At 62.0% G+C, this 18,955-nt stretch carries 18 protein-coding genes; 7 read left to right on the forward strand and 11 right to left on the reverse strand.

Features of this window, described 5'->3' with window-relative positions; all coding sequences use genetic code 11:
* Positions 1-203: 203 nt before the first annotated feature.
* From DMX11_RS05525 to DMX11_RS05550, 6 genes are all read left to right on the forward strand, one after another.
* Positions 204-1,025 carry a BON domain-containing protein gene (locus DMX11_RS05525; protein WP_110743569.1) on the forward strand — a complete coding sequence of 274 codons (822 nt, stop codon included), beginning with the start codon at positions 204-206 and terminating at the stop codon, positions 1,023-1,025.
* A 174-nt stretch (positions 1,026-1,199) separates the two neighbouring features.
* The gene (locus DMX11_RS05530) at positions 1,200-1,490 is read left to right on the forward strand and encodes a hypothetical protein (protein ID WP_110743570.1); all 291 of its coding nucleotides are present in this window, start codon (positions 1,200-1,202) and stop codon (positions 1,488-1,490) included.
* A gap of 42 nt (positions 1,491-1,532) precedes the next feature.
* Entirely contained in the window at positions 1,533-1,694 is a 162-nt protein-coding gene (locus DMX11_RS05535) for a DUF1328 domain-containing protein (protein ID WP_003252966.1), read from the forward strand.
* A 2-nt stretch (positions 1,695-1,696) separates the two neighbouring features.
* Positions 1,697-2,167, forward strand: coding sequence for an inhibitor of vertebrate lysozyme family protein (locus DMX11_RS05540; protein ID WP_110743571.1), 471 nt, complete (start codon positions 1,697-1,699; stop codon positions 2,165-2,167).
* 741 nt (positions 2,168-2,908) lie between these two features.
* Positions 2,909-4,237: a glutamate/aspartate:proton symporter GltP gene (gltP, locus tag DMX11_RS05545; RefSeq protein ID WP_110743572.1), complete on the forward strand. Its 1,329-nt coding sequence runs from the start codon at positions 2,909-2,911 to the stop codon at positions 4,235-4,237.
* A gap of 153 nt (positions 4,238-4,390) precedes the next feature.
* Positions 4,391-5,620, forward strand: a complete 1,230-nt coding sequence (locus DMX11_RS05550; RefSeq protein ID WP_110743573.1) for a nucleoside recognition domain-containing protein — start codon at positions 4,391-4,393, stop codon at positions 5,618-5,620.
* 76 nt (positions 5,621-5,696) lie between these two features.
* Here DMX11_RS05550 and DMX11_RS05555 read toward each other — a convergent pair whose 3' ends face one another.
* The 9 genes from DMX11_RS05555 to DMX11_RS05595 all read right to left on the reverse strand — a co-directional run bounded on the left by DMX11_RS05555 (position 5,697) and on the right by DMX11_RS05595 (position 15,971).
* Positions 5,697-6,314 carry an ABC-type transport auxiliary lipoprotein family protein gene (locus DMX11_RS05555; RefSeq protein ID WP_110743574.1) on the reverse strand — a complete coding sequence of 206 codons (618 nt, stop codon included), beginning with the start codon at positions 6,312-6,314 and terminating at the stop codon, positions 5,697-5,699.
* Positions 6,311-7,249 (reverse strand): MlaD family protein, encoded by a 939-nt coding sequence (locus DMX11_RS05560; protein WP_110743575.1) that lies wholly within the window; start codon positions 7,247-7,249, stop codon positions 6,311-6,313. The genes DMX11_RS05555 and DMX11_RS05560 overlap by 4 nt, the downstream gene beginning before the upstream one ends.
* 3 nt (positions 7,250-7,252) lie before the next feature.
* Positions 7,253-8,044, reverse strand: a complete 792-nt coding sequence (locus DMX11_RS05565; protein ID WP_110743576.1) for an ABC transporter ATP-binding protein — start codon at positions 8,042-8,044, stop codon at positions 7,253-7,255.
* On the reverse strand, positions 8,041-9,174 hold the full coding sequence (locus DMX11_RS05570) for an ABC transporter permease (RefSeq protein WP_110743577.1): 1,134 nt from the start codon (positions 9,172-9,174) through the stop codon (positions 8,041-8,043). The genes DMX11_RS05565 and DMX11_RS05570 overlap by 4 nt, the downstream gene beginning before the upstream one ends.
* Before the next feature lie 112 nt (positions 9,175-9,286).
* On the reverse strand, positions 9,287-10,309 hold the full coding sequence (locus tag DMX11_RS05575) for a DUF5924 family protein (RefSeq protein WP_110743578.1): 1,023 nt from the start codon (positions 10,307-10,309) through the stop codon (positions 9,287-9,289).
* 145 nt (positions 10,310-10,454) lie between these two features.
* The gene (locus DMX11_RS05580; RefSeq protein ID WP_110743579.1) at positions 10,455-11,861 is read right to left on the reverse strand and encodes a pitrilysin family protein; all 1,407 of its coding nucleotides are present in this window, start codon (positions 11,859-11,861) and stop codon (positions 10,455-10,457) included.
* A 30-nt stretch (positions 11,862-11,891) separates the two neighbouring features.
* Positions 11,892-13,550: a Na/Pi cotransporter family protein gene (locus DMX11_RS05585; protein WP_110743580.1), complete on the reverse strand. Its 1,659-nt coding sequence runs from the start codon at positions 13,548-13,550 to the stop codon at positions 11,892-11,894.
* A 270-nt stretch (positions 13,551-13,820) separates the two neighbouring features.
* On the reverse strand, positions 13,821-14,591 hold the full coding sequence (locus tag DMX11_RS05590) for a TerC family protein (RefSeq protein WP_110743581.1): 771 nt from the start codon (positions 14,589-14,591) through the stop codon (positions 13,821-13,823).
* 72 nt (positions 14,592-14,663) lie between these two features.
* Positions 14,664-15,971, reverse strand: coding sequence for a CitMHS family transporter (locus DMX11_RS05595; protein ID WP_110743582.1), 1,308 nt, complete (start codon positions 15,969-15,971; stop codon positions 14,664-14,666).
* 266 nt (positions 15,972-16,237) lie between these two features.
* Between DMX11_RS05595 and DMX11_RS05600 the strand changes: the two genes are divergently transcribed.
* Positions 16,238-16,639: a GFA family protein gene (locus DMX11_RS05600; RefSeq protein ID WP_110743583.1), complete on the forward strand. Its 402-nt coding sequence runs from the start codon at positions 16,238-16,240 to the stop codon at positions 16,637-16,639.
* A gap of 39 nt (positions 16,640-16,678) precedes the next feature.
* On the opposite strand, the gene DMX11_RS05605 is transcribed toward DMX11_RS05600, so the two are convergent.
* Both DMX11_RS05605 and DMX11_RS05610 read right to left on the reverse strand, forming a co-directional pair.
* Entirely contained in the window at positions 16,679-18,634 is a 1,956-nt protein-coding gene (locus DMX11_RS05605) for a DUF4105 domain-containing protein (RefSeq protein WP_110743584.1), read from the reverse strand.
* The gene (locus tag DMX11_RS05610; RefSeq protein WP_110743585.1) at positions 18,631-18,951 is read right to left on the reverse strand and encodes a DUF2388 domain-containing protein; all 321 of its coding nucleotides are present in this window, start codon (positions 18,949-18,951) and stop codon (positions 18,631-18,633) included. Before DMX11_RS05610 ends, DMX11_RS05605 begins: the two co-directional genes overlap by 4 nt.
* Between the last annotated feature and the right edge of the window lie 4 nt (positions 18,952-18,955).

Consider the following 18,955-nt stretch of genomic DNA (forward strand, 5'->3'; position numbering starts at 1 on the left):
CGCTCCTTTGAGATAGATCTGTATTTAGTGTGGGAAAAATCGGGCAAGTTGCATGGTCAATTCTGAAGGATTCTGTCCTTTGCATGCTAGCCAATGGCCAAATGATGCCTGCAACCCGCATTTTTCCGATGATTTGCTTAGAGGTACGCGGTGGCACATTGGTTGCGAGGATTTTCACCTTTTGCCCAAAAGGAGGCACTGCCATGCCCTTTCCCCTGCCTAGAGCCGTGTTGGCAGCCACCCTGCTGACAGTATTTACCCCGGCAATCGCCGAGCCGGTGCAGGACGCCCGTCTGCAAGGCGCGCTACAAACTGCCTTGTCACTGAACCGCATGCTCAACCCGTTCCGCATCAAGGTCGAGGTGGATGGCAAGCAGGCGCGGCTTTCCGGTGAGGTAGAGAACAACGTCGAGCGGCAGTTGGCCGAGGATGTGGCGCGGGCTACCCACGGCATCGAACAGGTGGATAACCAACTGCAGGTCAATCCCGAGCTGGTGGAGCGCCCGCTGGAACTGCGTGCCTACGCTCAGCGGTTGGAGGACGCCACCTTGGCGGCGGTCATCCGGGCACGGCTGTTGTGGAGTCGCACCACCGAGAAGGCACCCATAGACGTGCAGAGCAGCCAAGGCGTGGTGACGCTGCGTGGCCGGGTCGACAGTGCTGAGGCCAAGGAGTTGGCGGGCGTGGTGGCGCGTACTACCGACGGTGTGTATCTGGTCAACAACCTGGTCAGTCTTGATACCGCCGCCATGGCCAAGGCTCGGCAATCCCCCGTCGGCGCACCCGACGGGCCGCAGCCAAGCGACAGCTGGATCATCGACAAGATCCAGAACAGCTACTGCTTCAGCCGCAACCTGGATGGCCTGAACCTGAAAGTGGCCAGCGTGGACGGCATGGTGCGGTTATCGGGAGAGGTAGTCAGCGCCGAGCAGAAAACCATCGCGGTAGATATCGCCCGCGAAATCATCGGCGTGCGTGGGGTGGATGCCGACCTGCTCAAGGTGGCGACCAAGGTCGAAGGCTGATCGTGCAATTCGCACGACCCTATGGGCGGCATCGTGCAGTATACGTCCTAGGCGGTTTTGGTAGGTGTAAGTAAGTCATTGTTTTTAAAGGATTTTATTTAATTTCAAAGACTGGCATGCAGGCTGCAATTACCTGTTCAGGTTTGAACAAAAATTACAGCAGGAGGAGCCGGCATGAACCGCCAATCCGTCAACCGCTCGCAGATCGCCGCACTGCCTCTTCGCCAGATGCTGTCACTCGGCATGGCGCTGCTGCTGACTTTGGCCGCTGGCCTGTTCTATTACAGCTGGCAGACCGCGCGCCTGGCCGAGCAAGTGGCAGCGCAGACTGCCTTGTTGACGCAGATTCAGGCAAGCCGTGCCAATACTCTGATCAAGGCTGCCGAGCCAGTCTCTGGCGGCCAGGCCTCTGCTTCGCCTGCCACCGTGGCAAATGTCGTACCCCAGGACCGTTGGGTGTTCTGACCCACTGACCGAACCGATTCCGCAAAAGAAAGGAGAATCACCATGCTGAGCTGGGCTATCACTTTCCTCATCATCGCCATTGTCGCCGCTGTACTGGGCTTTGGTGGTATCGCCGGCGCCGCGACGGGTATCGCGAAGATTCTGTTCATTGTCTTCCTGGTGCTGTTCGTAGCTTCTTTCTTCTTTGGACGTGGACGAGGTTGAAAATGAGCAGGAAGCTCCGTTCAGCCTTGGCTGCCGCCCTGTTACTGGGTAGCAGCGCGGCGGCGATGGCGGCCAATGACGGCCAGGTCCGGGTCGACCAATTGCTCGGCTCGGACCCCGAGTACCGGGAAACCTGGCAGGACACGATCAAGGGCGAGGAACGCCTGCCTGATTGGGTGGTCAATTTGACCGGCAGTGCCCAGCAGCAAATGTCCGCAGTTAGCGAAGAGGGTGACAAGTACTTGGTCGGCCCGTTGTGTGAGGCTGAGGACAAGTGCACCTTCAAACGCCTGATCGTGGCGTTCAGCTGGGGCAAGGATGACGCCTACGGGATGCTCGTAGAGGTACCTGAAGGCTTGCCGAAGGACAAGTCGCCTACCCGACATGCGCAATACCGTTGGATAGGCGAGCCCGACGATGGCATGAAGGCCATGCTGCAGGAGCAGCTCAAGCGTGATCCGAACTGGTACTGAGCGGTTAGTGCCGGTACCCAAGAAAGGTCACGCACTGTCACGTAATAGAAGCTGAACCTTTCTATAGTTCAGCCTTCTATGATGCGCCGCCTCGAGGAGGGGCAGCACATGACCATGGGGCCGGGCTGTTCTGATTGTTGCAGGATCGGAGTGGCCTAGGGGTACAGGGAGTGCCTCCAGCGATGGGCCGGGTCAGGAAAGGCGGAATCGGAAGCATCAGGTCGGCGGTGTCAAGGGACACCATGCCAGACCTGACTTCCGAGGAGCCATGTAGGGCATATCGCTTTGCTTGCGCGTTTTTTCCTTTGGGACACATTTTGTCTCGACCGTACATCAAATTTTTTTCTTACCCCGTACTGCTTGTTCAAGCGGTATTTCGGCCATTCGGATTGTCGAACAAGCCATCTTCAATGCCCTTTGTGTACCGCTGATTCTGCCGAAATATGGCGGTTTGGTCTTGTTCGGGATTCCGAACGTTATAAATCAAGGACTTGCGACACCCCTGAGGTGCCATAAAGCAGTATGCACAAACGGTATGGGGTATGCGTTTCCGGCATTAGATTTCCCACCTTGCCATCGCAATAGTTGCCGCCTTTTTCGCTGGCCAGAGCGCCCTGTCGCTCGCCTGCGGTGTCCTTACATGAAGTCGCCGGGTGAAACATTGCTGCCCGTGACCTGGCCACGGCTGTGTCACGCACGTTTCCGCCAAGCGCCATGACCACTAGAACAAAGGGTAAAGACATGAAGAAGGCAAAACTGAGCCTCGCTTGGCAGATCGTCATCGGTCTGGTCCTGGGCGTTGCAATCGGCGCGCTGCTTAACCACTTCAGCGCAGAAAAGGCCTGGTGGATCAGCAACGTCCTCCAGCCCGCCGGTGACATCTTCATTCGCCTGATCAAGATGATCGTCGTCCCGATCGTGATTTCGTCGCTGATCGTGGGTATCGCCGGGGTTGGCGATGCGAAGAAACTGGGCAGCATCGGCCTGAAGACCATCATCTACTTCGAAGTGGTGACCACCATCGCCATCGTCGTCGGCTTGGTTCTGGCCAACCTGTTCCACCCGGGCGCCGGCATCGACATGAGCACCCTGGGTACCGTGGATATCTCCAAGTACCAGGCAACTGCGGCCGAGGTACAGCATGAGCATGCGTTCATCGAAACCCTCCTCAACCTGATCCCGTCGAACATCTTCGCTGCGCTGATGCGTGGTGAAATGTTGCCGATCATCTTCTTCTCGGTGATGTTCGGCCTGGGCTTGTCGAGCCTGCAGGCAGAGTTGCGCGACCCGCTGGTGCGGACCTTCCAGGCCGTATCGGAAACCATGTTCAAGGTCACCCACATGATCATGAACTACGCCCCGATCGGCGTGTTCGCCCTGATCGCCGTGACTGTGGCCAACTTCGGCTTCAGCTCGCTGCTGCCGCTGGCCAAGCTGGTACTGCTGGTGTACTTCGCCATCGCCTTCTTCGCTTTCATGGTGTTGGGCCTGGTCGCTCGCCTGTTCGGCTTCTCGGTGATCAAGATCATGCGCATCATGAAAGATGAACTGATCCTCGCCTACTCCACCTCCAGCTCGGAAACCGTGCTGCCGCGGGTGATCGAGAAGATGGAAAAGTACGGTGCGCCGAAGTCGATCTGCTCGTTCGTGGTACCGACCGGCTACTCGTTCAACCTTGACGGTTCGACCCTGTACCAGAGCATCGCGGCCATCTTCATCGCCCAGCTGTACGGTATCGACCTGTCGTGGAGCCAGCAGCTGCTGCTGGTGCTGACCCTGATGGTCACCTCCAAGGGTATTGCCGGGGTCCCGGGTGTGTCCTTCGTGGTGCTGCTGGCCACCCTGGGCAGCGTGGGCATTCCGCTGGAAGGCCTGGCCTTCATCGCCGGTGTAGACCGCATCATGGACATGGCCCGTACTGCACTGAACGTGATCGGCAACGCCCTGGCGGCTTTGGTGATCTCCCGTTGGGAAGGTATGTACGATGCCGCCAAGGGTGAGAAGTACTACGCTTCGCTGATGACCGAGAAGCAGGAAGCCGCAGTGGTTGGCGAAGCTGCCAAGCGCTGAGCCTGATGGCTGCTTGACCAAGAGCCCCGACTTGTCGGGGCTTTTTGTTGTCTGCGAATTTTCCAGGCATTCGTGGTTCTCTGTAGGCGCGAGGTCGCCAGTCAGGAGCTGCGATACGCTATCATTCGGGCATTTTTCAGGGGGAACACTCGGATGCTCAACGGCCTTTGGCTCGGCTTTTTCCTGGTGGCGGCGGTGTCCGCCATGGCCCAATGGCTGGTAGGCGGCAACGCAGGCATCTTTGCAGCGATGGTCGAGAGCATCTTCGCCATGGCCAAGCTGTCGGTCGAGGTGATGGTCCTGCTGTTCGGTACGCTGACCCTGTGGCTGGGCTTTCTCAAAATCGCCGAAAAGGCCGGTATCGTCGAATGGCTGGCCAAGGTGCTGGGCCCACTGTTTGCCCGCCTGATGCCGGAAGTGCCTTCGGGCCACCCGGCCTTGGGCCTGATCACCATGAACTTCGCGGCCAATGGCCTGGGCCTGGACAACGCTGCCACGCCGATCGGCCTGAAGGCCATGCGCGCGCTGCAGGAGCTGAACCCCAGCAGCACCACGGCGAGCAATGCGCAGATCCTGTTCCTGGTGCTCAACGCCTCGTCGCTGACCCTGCTGCCGGTGACCATCTTCATGTACCGCGCCCAGCAAGGCGCGCCCGACCCAACCATGGTGTTTCTGCCAATCCTGCTGGCCACCAGTGTCTCGACGCTGGTTGGCTTGCTGTCGGTTGCGGTGATGCAGCGCCTGCGCCTGTGGGACCCGGTGGTGCTCGCCTACTTTATCCCTGGCGCCTTGCTGCTGGGTGGCTTCATGGCCTTCCTGGGCACGTTGTCGGCGGCGGCGTTGGCCAGCCTGTCATCAATCCTGGGTAACCTTACGTTGTTTGGCGTGATCATCCTGTTCCTGGTGATCGGTGCCTTGAGGCGGGTGAAGGTGTACGAAGCCTTTGTAGAAGGCGCCAAGGAAGGCTTTGACGTAGCCAAGAACCTGCTGCCCTACCTGGTGGCGATGCTGGTGGCTGTAGGTGTGCTGCGCGCATCAGGGGCGCTGGAGTTGGCGCTGGACGGCATTCGCCATGCGGTGAACTGGATGGGCCTGGATACGCGCTTCGTCGAAGGCTTGCCGACTGCGCTGGTCAAGCCGTTTTCCGGCAGTGCGGCGCGGGCAATGCTGATCGAGACCATGCAGACGCAGGGGGTGGACAGCTTCCCGGCGCTGGTGGCGGCGACCATCCAGGGCAGTACCGAAACTACCTTCTACGTGCTGGCGGTGTACTTTGGTGCGGTGGGGATCCAGCGCGTGCGGCATGCGGTGGGTTGTGCGCTGCTGGCCGAGTTCTCGGGAGTGGTCGCGGCGATCTTCATCTGCTACTGGTTCTTCGGCTAATCGCCATGATGTGACTGCACGGGTCTTGGGCCTGTGCAACCCGGTGGGAGGGGCAGCCCTCCCCGCTATCAGGAGCTTAGCCAGCGGGAACGCTGCTCGCCTGGGCGATGGTCCACCTCACCACCTGCCCGGTCAGCTGGTCACAGGCCTGGCCAAACCCGGCCACCACCGCTGATACCTGCTTGTCTGCCAGCGGCTGGCGGATCTCGAAGCGTTTGCTGGCAAGAATGCGCTGGGTCCGGCCCTGTACCAGCCGTGCGTCATAGCGGATCACCACCTCTACCGCCCCGCCTGTACGGTATTCCGTCTGGAAGGCCTGCAGTTCTCCCGCCAGTTCGTAATCAGCCTGCAGGTTGCTGTCATCGGCGCTCAGGCGCTGTACCTGGCCGTCACGCTGGAAGCCGTCGAGCAGGCGGTTGCGCAGCAGTATCGGTACCGCATCGCTCCAGCGCGCGCCTTTGTAGCTGCTGACCACATCGCCTTGGGGAATCACGGCTATCCGTGGCCCTGCCAGCACTTCGCTGGCCAAGGGCTTGTTCAGGCGCAGCGACCAGTCCAGCGGCGCTGCTGTACGGCTGGCCTGGTTGACTGGCAGGCGGTACAGGTCGACAGGTTCGCTCTTGGGCAGGATCGAACAGGCACTGGCAAGGCTCAGCGCGGCCGCGAGGGCCAGCAGGCGCAGCGACGGTTTCATGGCTGGAACTCCTTGTTGTTGTCGCGACCGAGCAGGTAGCCGCTGGGGTCGGCTTCCAGTTGCCGGGAGATACCTTTGAGGGCGTTGAGGGTTTCGCGCAGCTCGCGAATGGCCGGGGTCAGCTGGTTCAGGCCCTGGGCGCCGTCACCGATGGCGTCGCTGTTGTCTTTGAGCAGGCTATTGATGGTGGCGGTGCTTTCGGCCAGCGATTGCATGGCCTGCTCTGCGCTGCCGATGGCTTGTTTACCCTCGGTGCCCAACAGGCCGTTGGCATTGCGCATCAGTGTCTGGGTTTCGGCCAGGGTGGCACTGGCCTGCTTGCCTACCTGCACCAGTTGCTCGATGGCCGCGGCGATGCTGCCGTGCTCGCCGGCAAAGGCGCCGGTAGTCTTGTCGAGGTTGGCCAGGGTGTTGCTGAGGTGGCCGATGTTGTCCTCGGAGAACATCTGGTTGGCGTTGTGCAGCAGCAGGTTGATGTTGGTCACCAGGTCGCTGCTGTCGTTGAGCAGGCGCGAGATGGGCGATGGCGAGGCGATGATCAGTGGCAGCTTGCCATCCTTGCCTTTCAGCTCGGGGCTTTGCGGGGTACCCCCGCTGAGCTGGATGAACGAGTTACCGGTCACCCCGGCCAGGGTCAGCTTGGCCTGGGTGTCTTCCTTCACCGGGGTATCGCCGCTCAGGCGCACACGAGCCAGTACCCGGCGCGGGTCTTTCGGGTCCAGGCGCAGGGTGGAGACGTCGCCCACCTTGATGCCGTTGTACTGCACCGGGCTACCCCGGGACAGGCCGGATACCGCCTCGTTGAACACCACTTCGTAATCCTTGAAGGCGTCGTCGACGCTGGACTTGGTCAGCCATAGGCCGAACAGCATGGCGCCGGCCACCACCAGAACGGTGACCAGGCCGATGAGAACGTGATGGGCTCGGGTTTCCATTGTTCAGCGCTCCTGCCCGATGCGTGTGGCGGCCTGTTCGGCAGCGCGCCCGCGTGGGCCGTGAAAGTATTCTTGGATCCAGGCGTCGTTGGTCTGCTCGACCTCGGCCAGGGGGCCGGCCACCAGGACCTTTTTCTGCGACAGCACGGCGATGCGGTCGGTGATGGTGTACAAGGTGTCCAGGTCGTGGGTGATCAGGAACACCGACAGGCCCAGGGCGTCACGCAGGGTCAGGATCAGCTGGTCGAACGCGGCGGCACCGATCGGGTCCAGGCCTGCAGTCGGCTCGTCGAGGAACAGGATGTCCGGGTCCAGGGCGAGTGCGCGCGCCAGCGCGGCGCGCTTGATCATGCCTCCTGACAGCGAGGCCGGGTATTTGTCGGCGGCTGAGATCGGTAGCCCGGCGAGTGCCAGCTTTACCCCAGCCAGGTGTTCGGCGTCGGCACGGCACAAGCCGGCGTGCTCGATCAGCGGCAGGGCCACGTTTTCGGTGACGGTCAGGGAAGAGAACAGCGCGCCCTTCTGGAACAGTACGCCAAAGCGCCGCTCGACCAGCGAGCGCTGCTCTTCGCGCAGGCCGGCCAGGTCCTGGCCCAATACCGTGATTTGCCCTTCGTTGGGCCGGCGCAGGCCGATGATGCTGCGCAACAGCACCGACTTGCCGCTACCCGAGCCGCCCACCACAGCGAGAATCTCGCCGCGGTACAAGTCCAGGTCGAGGTTTTCATGCACCACCTGGCGGCCGAAGCGGTTGCAGATGCCGCGGGCTTCGATCACGCGTTCTTCACCACTCACCAGCCCATCTCCATGCAGAACAGGGCAGCCACCGCATCCAGCACGATGACCACGAATATCGACTGCACCACTGCCGAGGTGGTGTGCGCCCCCACCGATTCGGCACTGCCGCTGACCTTGAAGCCTTCAAGGCAGCCGATGGCGGCGATAAGGAAGGCAAAGAACGGTGCCTTGGCCAAGCCCACCAGGAAGTGCTGTACACCGATGTCGCTTTGCAGCAGCGACAGGAACATGGCCGGCGAGATATCCAGCGTCAGGGCGCACACCACCGCACCGCCAACGATGCCGCAGATCATTGCGACAAAGGTGAGCAACGGCAGCGAAATGAGCAGGGCCAGAACCCGGGGAACCACCAGCAGTTCCATGGGGTTGAGGCCCAGGGTGCGGATGGCGTCGATTTCTTCGTTGGCCTTCATCGAGCCGATCTGTGCGGTAAAGGCGCTGGCAGTGCGGCCGGCCATGAGAATGGCGGTCAGCAGCACGGCGAATTCGCGCAGGAACGAAAATGCCACCAGGTCGACGGTGAAAATGGTCGCGCCGAAGTCGGCCAGCACCGTAGCCCCCAGAAACGCCACCACTGCGCCCACCAGGAAGGTCAGCAAGGCGACGATAGGTGCCGCATCCAGGCCGGTCTGTTCGATGTGCGCCACTACTGGGGTGATGCGCCAACGATGGGGCTGGATGGCCCGGCGCAGCAAGGTTTCGAGGATTACACCGATGAAGCCGAGCAGTTGCATGCTGTCTTGCCACAGTGTGCCGACGGCGCAACCGATGCGCTCCAGCAGCAACAGCAGCACGTTGCGCTCGGGCTCCTTGACCGGAATGCAGTAGTCCTGGACCGAGCAGTAGACGTTCTTCAGCAGCGCGCGGCTGGCTTCGGGCAGTTCTTGGGTGCAGCGTGACAGGCGCTCGGAGCCGAGCAGTTCGGCCAGAAGCGAAGCGCCGGCGGTATCCAGGCGGCCCAGTTGGCTTAGGTCGGCGACGGTGTCGGCAGTGTACTGCGAACGTAGCTGCTCGCTCTCGCGCTTGAGGCTGGCGTAGTGCGCCAGGGTCCAGTCACCGGTGATGCGCAGGCAAGCCGGATGGCTGCTGGTGTCCAGGGTGGCGCTGGGGATGGTCACAGGCTCCATGCATTTGACTCGGCGCTAAGGCTTAGGGGCTGATCATAGCGCAGTGGGCATGGGCTGTTTGGTGATTATGTGCTGTGTCTAGGGGCTTCGGGGCGCAAAGCGCCCCTGTCAATTACTGCGCCGGGGCATCATCGACCACTTTGAAGCGCAGCACGCCAATCACCTGCCCATCCTCGGTCAGTACCCGCACCTGCCACTTGCCCACCGGGTTTGGCGGGAAGTTCTGCTTGTGGGTCCAGGCGCGGTAGCCCTCTTTGCGCCCACCGTGGATGTCCAGGGCAATGCGGTCGACCTCCTGGCCGTCCTTCTGCCAGACATGGTAGATCCGCTCGTTCAGGCCGCGTGGCGCGTTGATCGCGGTGTAGGCGTACAAGCCGCTGCTGCGGATGCGACTGGCAGCAATTTCGTCCAGCGAATCGCCCGGCTGGCGGTTAAGCACCTCGGTACTTACCGCCACCTCGGTCATCCACAGGGTTGCCGGCGGCACCCAGGAGCGCAGCAGCCAGCCACCGGCCCCGACCGACAGGGTAACCAGCACCAGCGCCACGCCCCGGCGCCAGGTATTGATCGGGAAGCTGCTGGCCAGGCTGGGGAACGACAGGGCCATGGCCGCGATCAGCGCCAGCTTGAAGCTTTGCGCGGTGGTCAGGTGGAGGATGATCGGCAGCGCGGTCAGCAGTGCTGCGAACAGGGTCAGGGTGTGCAGCGCCAGGAACAGCCAGCGCCGTGGTGCCAGCCATTTGTAGTAAAGCGGGTCGGTGATGGAAATCAGACCGGCGGCACCGAGCAGGCCGGTAAACACCAGCTGGCCGCTGTTCCAGGTGGTGGTGATGAAGAAGAACGGCAGCACGAAGAACAGCGTTTCCTGGTGGATCATCTGCGTTGCGTAGCGCAGCAGCGGTTGCGGGATTTCGCGGTTGAAGGTACGTGCGAAGAGGCCGGTGAGGGTGTTCTCCAACATCAGCCAGACCCAACTGACCAGCATCAGCACGGCTACCCAACTGGCCAGGCCGGCCTGGCGGTCGACCAGGATGAAGCTGCCGATACCGGAGAGGAAACCGCCGAGCGCGATGATGCCGGGGTAGCGTTTGAGCAGTTCGATGATGCGCTGGACGATATGGGGAATTTGGGGCATTGGGGGCTACAACAGAAAGGATGAGATGGCGGTGCTGGCCTCTACGCAGGCATGCCTTCTGCCACAGGGCTCAGCGATGATGCGGCCTTTATGGGCGTGGACGTGCCTGCGAAAAGGCCGGTACTGGCAAAAGGATACCGCCGATTCACCGCTGCCGTGTAGCACCACTCGGCCGCTGCGGGCCATGCCGCCGCCAACGCAGCATCCCCGCCGCCAGAATCAGCCCCGCCAGCAAGGCCACCAGCCCGTACAGTTCGTCATAGCCGAGCAATGGTTTCTCGATCCGTACATACCCCTCCTCCTTGAGCAGTTCCTTCAACGCCTGATTGGCCTGCTCCAGGCTGACCTGGCGCAGCTTGCGTACCGGGTTGGTAAAGCGCCCATCGGTGTAGTCGTTCAGCGCGCCCCAGTAGTAGTCGGCCAAGGCGCTATTGCCCTGGGTACTCCAGCTTTCCTTGGCAACGCTGGCATCCTTGATGCGAGCGAATGTATCCGGATCGAGGCCTTCCTTGCGCAGATGATCGAACAACGCCTGCATTGCCGAGACGGCCTTGTCTATGTCATCGCGCTCCAGGTCGGCATTGAGGCTGAGCAGGCCGGTATCGCCAAAGCTTTCACGTTGCACCGAGGGTCCGTAGGACAAGCCATTGCGCAGGCGCAGCTGGTCGTACAGTGCCCAGTCCAGGTAGCGTGACAGCAGGTCGAGGGTGGCTTGGTGGTCGTTGTCCAGCACCGGTTCGATGAACAGCCAGTGCAGTTTGACGCTGTCACCCAGCCAGCCGCGGGTCAGGTCACGGCGCTGCTCGGCCTGCTGCGTGATGCTCTCCAGGCTGCGTCGCTCTTCAGGTTCGGTGGCAGGCAGCTCACCAAAGGTGCGCTCCAGATAAGCCGGCAGCAGGCGGTCGAGACCACCGACCATGATCAGGGTCATGTTGTTGGCCGCATACCAGTGATCACGCAGTGTCTGCACTTGCTCCAGAGTCATGTCGTCGATGTTGGAGCGTTCCGGGCACTTAAGGCCCAGCTCGGTCGCCAGCTGGTCGCTGGCCGGGTGGCCGATGTCCTGGCGGTCCAGCCAGCGCTGCAGGTGGCCATAGTGGCCGCCATCTTCGCGTTCGATGATGCGCTTGGCGGTGGCCAGCGCCTTGGCGTCGATGCGGGTGTCACGGACAATCGCCAGCAAAAGGTCGAGCACTTTGCGCTGGTTGCGCGCCGGGGCCTCGATGACAAAGGTGGTGTCGGCGCTGCTGGTATAGGCGTTCCATTCGCCGCCAAGCGCTTGCAGGCGTTCTTCCAGGCCACCCTCGCCAGTTTCGTCGATGCCGCTGAACAGTAGGTGCTCGAGCAAATGTGGCAGCTCTTTCTGCTCGCAATCGAAGTCGTCCAGGCCGACCCCAACCACCAGGCGAATCGCCACATGGTCACGCTCATAGCCGTCTTTCAGGATCACCTGCAGCCCGTTGGGCAATAGGTAACCCTCAACCCGCGAGCGGTCGAGGGCCAATGAGGACAGGCTGCAGATCAGCAGGCAAACGAACATCAGGCAACGCATTGGCGAGCAAGGGTCCTTAGCTAGGCAAAATCACGGCTGGCGGGCTTCATCCGGCACGCTGTCGAGCATCAGCCCGCCGGTGTCCGAGCCGCCCAGTACCACATAGGCACTGCTACAGAACAAAGAGTTCAACCGTTTCATGTCGGCGATGAGCTCCAAGTGTAGCGAACTGGTTTCGATACTTTGCACTACCTTACGCTGCAGGCGGCTGACGTGGGCGTGCGCCAGGCGTCGTTCCTGGGCGCGAAAGCGGCGCTTTTCCCGCAGCAGCAGGCGGGCGCTTTCCGGGTCGGCGCTGAGGAATACCGACAGCCCCAGGCGCAGGTTGGCCAGCAATTGTTCCTGCAGGCCGGTCAGTTCTTCCAGGCCGACCTGGGAAAACTCCCTGCGCTGGCTGGTTTTCTGCTGCTGGACCTTGCGCAGCATGCGTTCGATCAGGTCGCAGGCCAGCTTGAGGTTGATTGCCAGCTCGATGATTTCGGCCCAGCGGCGGTTGTCCTGTTCACCGAGGTCCTCACGGGACATCTGCGCCAAGTAGAGTTTGATCGCGCTGTACAAGGCATCGGCGTCTTCGCCCAAGGCGCGAACCTGCTGTGGCAGGGCGGTCTGGGTACCCCGCAGGGCTCCGAGCATGGCTTCGAGCAGGCTGTCGACGATATCGCCCAGGCGCAGGGTTTCGCGGGCGGCATTGGCAAGGGCCAGGCTGGGGGTCTGCAGGGCCGAGGCATCGAGGTGGCGCGCCCGGACTTGGCCGTTGCCGGCTTCCCGCTCGGGCAGCAGGCTGTTGCACAGCCGTCCCATGGGTTTCACCGTGGGTAGCATCAGCAAGCAGCGCAGGGTGTTGTAGAGCAGGTGGAAGCCGATAACCAGCTCCTGCGGGCTGAAGCTCAGCGAGTCCATCCACTCCACCAGCGGGTGCAGTACCGGAATGATCAGCACCAGGCCGATCAACTTGTACAGCAGGCTGCCCAAGGCCACCCGGCGCCCGGCGGCGTTCTGCATGCTGGTGCTGATGAACGCAAGTAGGCCGCTGCCGATGTTGGCCCCGACCACCAGGCCGATCGCCACCGGCAGGCTGATCAGTTCGGCACCGGCCAGGGTTGCGGTAAGCAGCACGGCGGCCAGGCTGGAATAGGAAATCATGGCGAACATCGCCCCGACCAGTGCGTCGAGCATGATGTCGCCGGTCAGCGAGGCGAACAGCACTTTCACGCCCTGGGCGTGAGTGATCGGCGCAGCTGACTGCACGATCAGCTCCAGTGCCAGAATGATCAGCCCCAGTCCTATCCCTACCCGGCCCAGTTGGCCGGCCCTCGTCTGCTTGCGAGAGAGAAAGAAGATCACACCGAGGAAAATCAACAACGGCGACAGCCACGACAAGTCGAAGGTCAGTACCCTGGCCATGAGCGCTGTACCCACGTCGGCACCGAGCATGATTGCCAGCGCCGGGGTCATGGCCATCAGGCCCTGGCCAACGAATGACGTGACCAGCATGGCAGTAGCGTTGCTGCTCTGAACCATGGCGGTGACCAGAATACCGGCGATGAATGCCAGCGGGCGCTTGTTCATGTTCTGGCTGATGATGCGGCGCAGGTCGGAACCGAATACCCGAAGGATGCCGGTACGCACGATATGGGTGCCCCAGACCAGAAGCGTCACGGCCGAGAGCAGGTTGAGCAGGGTCAGCATGGCGAAGGCCCCCTGTTGTACAGGCCCAGCGGGCCAAGGGAAGAAGCGTGAGCGTTTGAATAATTTTCAGTGCTCACTCAAAGCTTTAGTTGTTTTGCGCAGCTGTCGCCAGCTTCGCATGGCGGTCATTTATTTGAAACACATGGGAGATGAATGTTGCCTGTGCGTGCCACGTCGCGGGCAAGTCCGCTCCCTACCGCGGCCGAGCACTGACATGGAGGCATGAAAAAGGGCCCCGAAGGGCCCTTTCCTGTCCTGCACTTCCTGATCTTATTGACCCGGAATGTCCTTGCGCAGTTTCACGGGCTCATGCTCTTTGCCTTCCTTGCGGGCAAGGGCGGTACGCATGCGGATGTTGATAGCTTCTACCGCCAGCGAGAAAGCCATGGCGAAATACACGTAGCCCTTCGGCACATGCACCTCGAACGCTTCGGCGATCAGCACGGTACCGACCACGATCAGGAACGACAGTGCAAGCATCTTCAGCGACGGGTGCTTGTCGATGAAGTTACTGATGGCGCCCGCGCACAGCATCATCACCAGCACGGCAACGACGATGGCGGCGATCATCACCGGCACGTGGGAAACCATGCCTACCGCAGTGATCACCGAGTCCAGCGAGAACACGATATCGATGATCGCGATCTGGATGATGGTGTAAAAGAACTTGCCACCTGCGCCTTTCGGCTCGTCGGAGCTCTCGTCTTCGCCTTCCAGGCCGTGGTAGATCTCCTGCGAGCTTTTCCACAGCAAGAACAGGCCACCGAAGAACAGGATCAGGTCCCGCCCAGAGATCCCCTGGCCGAATACCACGAACAGGTCAGCAGTAAGGCGCATGACCCAGGTGATCGAAAGCAGCAGCATGATGCGGGTGACCATCGCCAGGGCCAGGCCGAAGATCCGGGTGCGCGGCTGCATGTGCTTGGGCATGCGGCTGACCAGGATCGAGATCATGATGATGTTGTCGATCCCAAGGACGATCTCAAGCGCGGTAAGGGTAAAAAAGGCAACCCAGATTTCCGGGCTGGTCAGCCATTCCATGTTTTTTCCTTTGAACGGTAAAGGCGACGGGCCCAAACCAAGGGCGCGTCGCGGTAGGGTAATTCGTACTTATTAAAGACTACTGAACAACGGGAAAATGCCCATCAGCAGCGCGGCGAACATTATGCACAGGCAGACCAGCACTGCCCACTTCAGGGTGAAGCGTTGATGATCGCCGAATTCGATACCGGCCAGGGCCACCAGCAGGTAAGTGGAAGGCACCAGCGGGCTCAGCAGGTGTACCGGCTGGCCGACGATCGATGCTCGGGCCATTTCGACCGGGCTGATACCGTAGTGGCTGGCGGCTTCGGCGAGCACCGGCAGCACGCCATAGTAGAACGCGTCGTTGGACATGAAGAATGTGAACGGCATGCTCACGATCGCGGTGATGACTGCCAGGTACGGGCCCAGGGCCTCGGGGATTACCGCCAGCAGGCTCTTGGACATGGCATCGACCATGCCGGTACCCGACAGGATGCCGGTGAAGATGCCGGCGGCAAAGATCAGCCCGGTCACGGCCAGCACGCTGCCGGCGTGGGCGGCGATGCGGTCCTTCTGTTGCTGCAGGCACGGATAGTTGACGATCATGGCGATGCTGAAGGCGATCATGAACAACACCGGCAGCGGCAATACGCCGGCGATGAGGGCGACCATCAGGGCGGCGGTGAGCGCGCCGTTGAAGTACAGCAGCTTGGGCCGGCGCGCTTCCGGGTACTGCGACACGCTGACTTCGCTATGGTCGATGTCGTCGGTAGGCAGGTGCAGCTCGCCAAGGCGGACACGCTCGCGCTTGCCGTACATATAGGCAATGGCCAGGATCGCCAGCACGCCGAACAGCATGGCCGGGATCATCGGCACGAAGATGTCCGACGGGTCGACATGCAAGGCGCTGGCGGCACGGGCGGTCGGGCCACCCCACGGGGTCATGTTCATCACGCCACCGGCGAGGATGATCAGGCCGGCCATGATCCGCGGGCTCATGCCCAGGCGGCTGTACATCGGCAGCATGGCGGCGCAGCAGATCATGTAGGTGGTGGCGCCGTCACCGTCGAGCGAGACCACCAAGGCCAGCACGGCGGTACCGACCGACACTTTGAGCGGGTCACCCTTGACCAGCTTGAGGATCTTGCGCACGGCCGGGTCGAACAGGCCGGAGTCGATCATCAGGGCAAAGTACAGGATGGCGAACATCAGCATCACGCCGGTTGGCGCAAGCTTGCTGATGCCCTCGAGCATCATCGGGCCGATCTTGGCGGAAAAACCACCGAACAGGGCGAACAGGATCGGTACCAGGATCAACGCGATCAAGGCCGACAGGCGCTTGGTCATGATCAGGTACATGAAGGTGATGACCATGGCAAAGCCGAGGAAGGTCAGCATGGCAATACTCCAGGCGTGGCGCTACGAAAGGAACGTCGATTCGGGCGGATCAGCGCGTATGGCGCTGCGCGGGGAGCATGCGGAGGGGAACTGCAGGAAGGCGGGCACAGGAATACATCAGAATCACCATTGTTGTTGTTGATTGGGCCGGGCGCGGTTTTTACCGGGTGCCCTGGCTGACCGGTCTGGTGCCGGTGGTGGGCCTATCCTATGAGGGCAAGCTTTCAGCCAGCTTTCGCCAATGCAAAGGCGACGAGAGGTAGGTGATGCGGGATGTAACCGAAGGCGGCTGCCATTGTGGCGCCTTGCGTTATCGGCTGGAGGGTGACCTGACGGACATCGCCCACTGCCATTGCTCGATTTGCCGGCGGGTTAGCGGCGGGCTGGTGGTGACATGGCTCACCCTGCCCCGCTCTGGCTTCCAGTGGCTGGCGGGTGAGCCCAGCTGCTATCTGGCGCCGGCCAGTTGCAGCCGCTTCTTCTGTGGGCGGTGTGGGGCGCATGTGGCGCTGGTGACCACCCACAGCCCCGAGACGATCGATGTAACGGTGGCCACGCTTGACCACCCGGAGCGGGTGCGGGCCAACCGGCATATCTGGGTGGCTAGCCGGTTGCCTTGGTTGCAACTGGACGAGGGCTTGCCTTCGGACGCTGGAGAGGCGTCATAGGAGCGGCCTTGCGGCGCGACAGGTTCGATGCCCCAGTCATCATAATTGCAGGCCGCCCGCGGCCTTGTGCAGCGCTCGCAGATGCTCGCCGATCTGCTTCACGTTAGCCTCGACCGCAGCAATTGCTTTGGCCCGCGAAGGCTCCAGCAGCGCCCTTACCTCTTTGTCCAGGCTGGTACTCAAGCGCAACAGCTGTGCCTGCCGCTCGGTGCTCTCCTGCTCCAGGTGCTTGCGCTCCTCCAACTGTGGCAGGCCGTAGCCCTTGGCATCCAGCAACTCTGCCGGCCGGCTGAGAAAACCGCTGTTGGCGAGCATCTGCTTGAGCGTCGAATCGGCCTTGTTGATACTGCCGTCCTTCAGCGCGGCGGCGTTCAGGTAGCGTTGCTTGACCTCGTCCTGGGCCAGCAGCAGTTGCCGTCGCAAGCTGGCCTGTTCGAGCAGCAACAAGGCAGCGCTGGTGCGCAGGTCGGCCTTGGCGAACCATGGCCGGCGTTGTTCGGCATCCAGGGCCAGCCAGTCCTCCACTTGTGCCTGTTCGATCGGCAATTGCTTGCGCAGCACCTCGAACATGGCCTGGTAGCGCTCGCGGTAGGAGTCAAAACGGTAACCCAGGCGCAGCGCCTCGCGCGGGTTGTCGAGCACGCTGGTATCGGCCAGCCCCCTGCCCTTGAGCACGGCCAGCAAGCCGTTCGGCATGATGCTGTCGAGGTCGTTCAGCTGTGGGTTGGCGGTGCCGCTGCGCAGCAGCTTCAGCGATTCCACCGCACAGTTGTTGGACAGGAACCAGTAGTTACCGTCATAGCTCCAGTGCATCTCCGCAGCCTGGCGCACCAGGTTCTCGATTTCTTCGCGGTTGAGCTTCAATGGGACCGACGCCAGGCTGCGCAGTTCGGTCTTGGTGTATTCGTCGATCACCTGACCCAGCGGCAGTACGAACAACCGCGATGGGTAAACGCCGACCAGGCCATCCCAGCTGGACAGTTGCACGTCGTTGACGAAGGCGCGGTACGACAGCACCAGGCTCTGGTCGAGGTCCAGGCGGCAATCCGGCCCGCGAGGGCGGCCCGGCTTGCAGATGACCAGGCGGAGCATGCTGTGGCCCCAGCGGCTGACCAGGTTCTGGTTGGCCTCGGCCAGCAGGTAATCCACTTCATAGACCCGTTCGGGGTCGATCTCGCCCAGCGGTTGGCGGGCAAAGTCGCTGCCGGCGTTGATGAACGGCAGGCCCTTGGCACAGGTGTCCTGTTGCGGTACCCAGCCGAAGTGTTCGCGCAGGTACTGGTTCAGTGCCGGGCGGCGGCAGCCATAGCTCGGGTCGAGGAGGAAATACTCCATATTGACCGCGATGTATTCCTTGGGGCTGCTCAACTCGTAGCTGTCGGGGCTGCGCACGAACTGGCCGTTGTGCTGCTCACGCTCGCCGCGCCGGCCGACGTACTGCTGCCAGCCTGCCAGGTCGAGCAGGCGTGGGTCGTCGCTGAGGGTGAAGCGGCGCTCTGCCTGGCCACGGCATTCCTCTGGCAGACCGACCTTGCCCAGCGTGCCTTGCTGGCGTTTGCAGCGGGCGATCAGCGACTTTTCGGCGCTTGGCCACAGGCGGGCACGGTCATAGATATGGGTGAGCTCGTGCAACACGGTGGCCAGCAACTCCTCGCGCACTGTGCCATGCGGGCGGCTGGTGCGCTCACGGGCGGCGCTGCCGTCGGTGAGGCTGGGGAGCAGGCGGCGGTTAAGCTCAAGGGTGGACACTAGCGAGGCCTGGCCATAGGCGTCGGCCGGCATGTTGTCACTCCAGCTGACCCGCACGCGGCGGTCCAGCTGTTGTTTGAAGCGTGGGGGCAGCTTGCCCATGGCCTCGTCGAGCAAGGCCTGGGTAGCTTGGGTTTGTTGCGGGTCGAGGCCGGACGCCTGCAGCTCAAGCTGCAGGTCGGCCAAGGCGGGCGTGCCGAGCAACGTCAAGGCGCAGCCGAGCAGCCAGGCGCGTATGCGCTTCACAGTGCGAGGATGGCTTCGGCCAGTACCTGGTCGCTGGCGCCGCGCGCTTGCGGTACGCGCTCGCGTAGAGTGTTGAAAGCGGCCTCGAGTTGCGCGCCGCGGATATCCCCGTCGCTGGCGACGAAACTGGCGGCGTCGTCATGGGCCTCACGTACCACTTTGGAGTCGCGGATCGAAGTAGTGGTGTCCGAGGTGAAGTCGATCGAGCGGCCAAAGGCACGCACGATGATGTTGCTGGTGGCCACCAGAGTCTGTGCCTGGGCCAGGTCAGCCAGCAGCAGCATGCCGAGGGTAGCGGCAATCAGCGGTTTACGCATGGAG

It is taken from the genome of Pseudomonas sp. LB-090624 (genome assembly GCF_003205205.1).
GTDB lineage: Bacteria > Pseudomonadota > Gammaproteobacteria > Pseudomonadales > Pseudomonadaceae > Aquipseudomonas.

Coding starts and splice junctions, on each gene's coding strand:
- DMX11_RS05555 (WP_110743574.1), bottom strand. CDS start 6,314: ATGAAACCGTCGCTGCGCCTGCTGGCCCTCGCGGCCGCGCTGAGCCTT.
- DMX11_RS05575 (WP_110743578.1), bottom strand. CDS start 10,309: ATGCCCCAAATTCCCCATATCGTCCAGCGCATCATCGAACTGCTCAAA.
- DMX11_RS05560 (WP_110743575.1), bottom strand. CDS start 7,249: ATGGAAACCCGAGCCCATCACGTTCTCATCGGCCTGGTCACCGTTCTG.
- DMX11_RS05590 (WP_110743581.1), bottom strand. CDS start 14,591: ATGGAATGGCTGACCAGCCCGGAAATCTGGGTTGCCTTTTTTACCCTT.
- DMX11_RS05570 (WP_110743577.1), bottom strand. CDS start 9,174: ATGGAGCCTGTGACCATCCCCAGCGCCACCCTGGACACCAGCAGCCAT.
- DMX11_RS05550 (WP_110743573.1), top strand. CDS start 4,391: ATGCTCAACGGCCTTTGGCTCGGCTTTTTCCTGGTGGCGGCGGTGTCC.
- DMX11_RS05610 (WP_110743585.1), bottom strand. CDS start 18,951: ATGCGTAAACCGCTGATTGCCGCTACCCTCGGCATGCTGCTGCTGGCT.
- DMX11_RS05525 (WP_110743569.1), top strand. CDS start 204: ATGCCCTTTCCCCTGCCTAGAGCCGTGTTGGCAGCCACCCTGCTGACA.
- DMX11_RS05530 (WP_110743570.1), top strand. CDS start 1,200: ATGAACCGCCAATCCGTCAACCGCTCGCAGATCGCCGCACTGCCTCTT.
- DMX11_RS05580 (WP_110743579.1), bottom strand. CDS start 11,861: ATGCGTTGCCTGATGTTCGTTTGCCTGCTGATCTGCAGCCTGTCCTCA.
- DMX11_RS05535 (WP_003252966.1), top strand. CDS start 1,533: ATGCTGAGCTGGGCTATCACTTTCCTCATCATCGCCATTGTCGCCGCT.
- DMX11_RS05585 (WP_110743580.1), bottom strand. CDS start 13,550: ATGCTGACCCTGCTCAACCTGCTCTCGGCCGTGACGCTTCTGGTCTGG.
- DMX11_RS05600 (WP_110743583.1), top strand. CDS start 16,238: ATGCGGGATGTAACCGAAGGCGGCTGCCATTGTGGCGCCTTGCGTTAT.
- gltP (WP_110743572.1), top strand. CDS start 2,909: ATGAAGAAGGCAAAACTGAGCCTCGCTTGGCAGATCGTCATCGGTCTG.
- DMX11_RS05595 (WP_110743582.1), bottom strand. CDS start 15,971: ATGCTGACCTTCCTCGGCTTTGCCATGGTCATCACCTTCATGTACCTG.
- DMX11_RS05540 (WP_110743571.1), top strand. CDS start 1,697: ATGAGCAGGAAGCTCCGTTCAGCCTTGGCTGCCGCCCTGTTACTGGGT.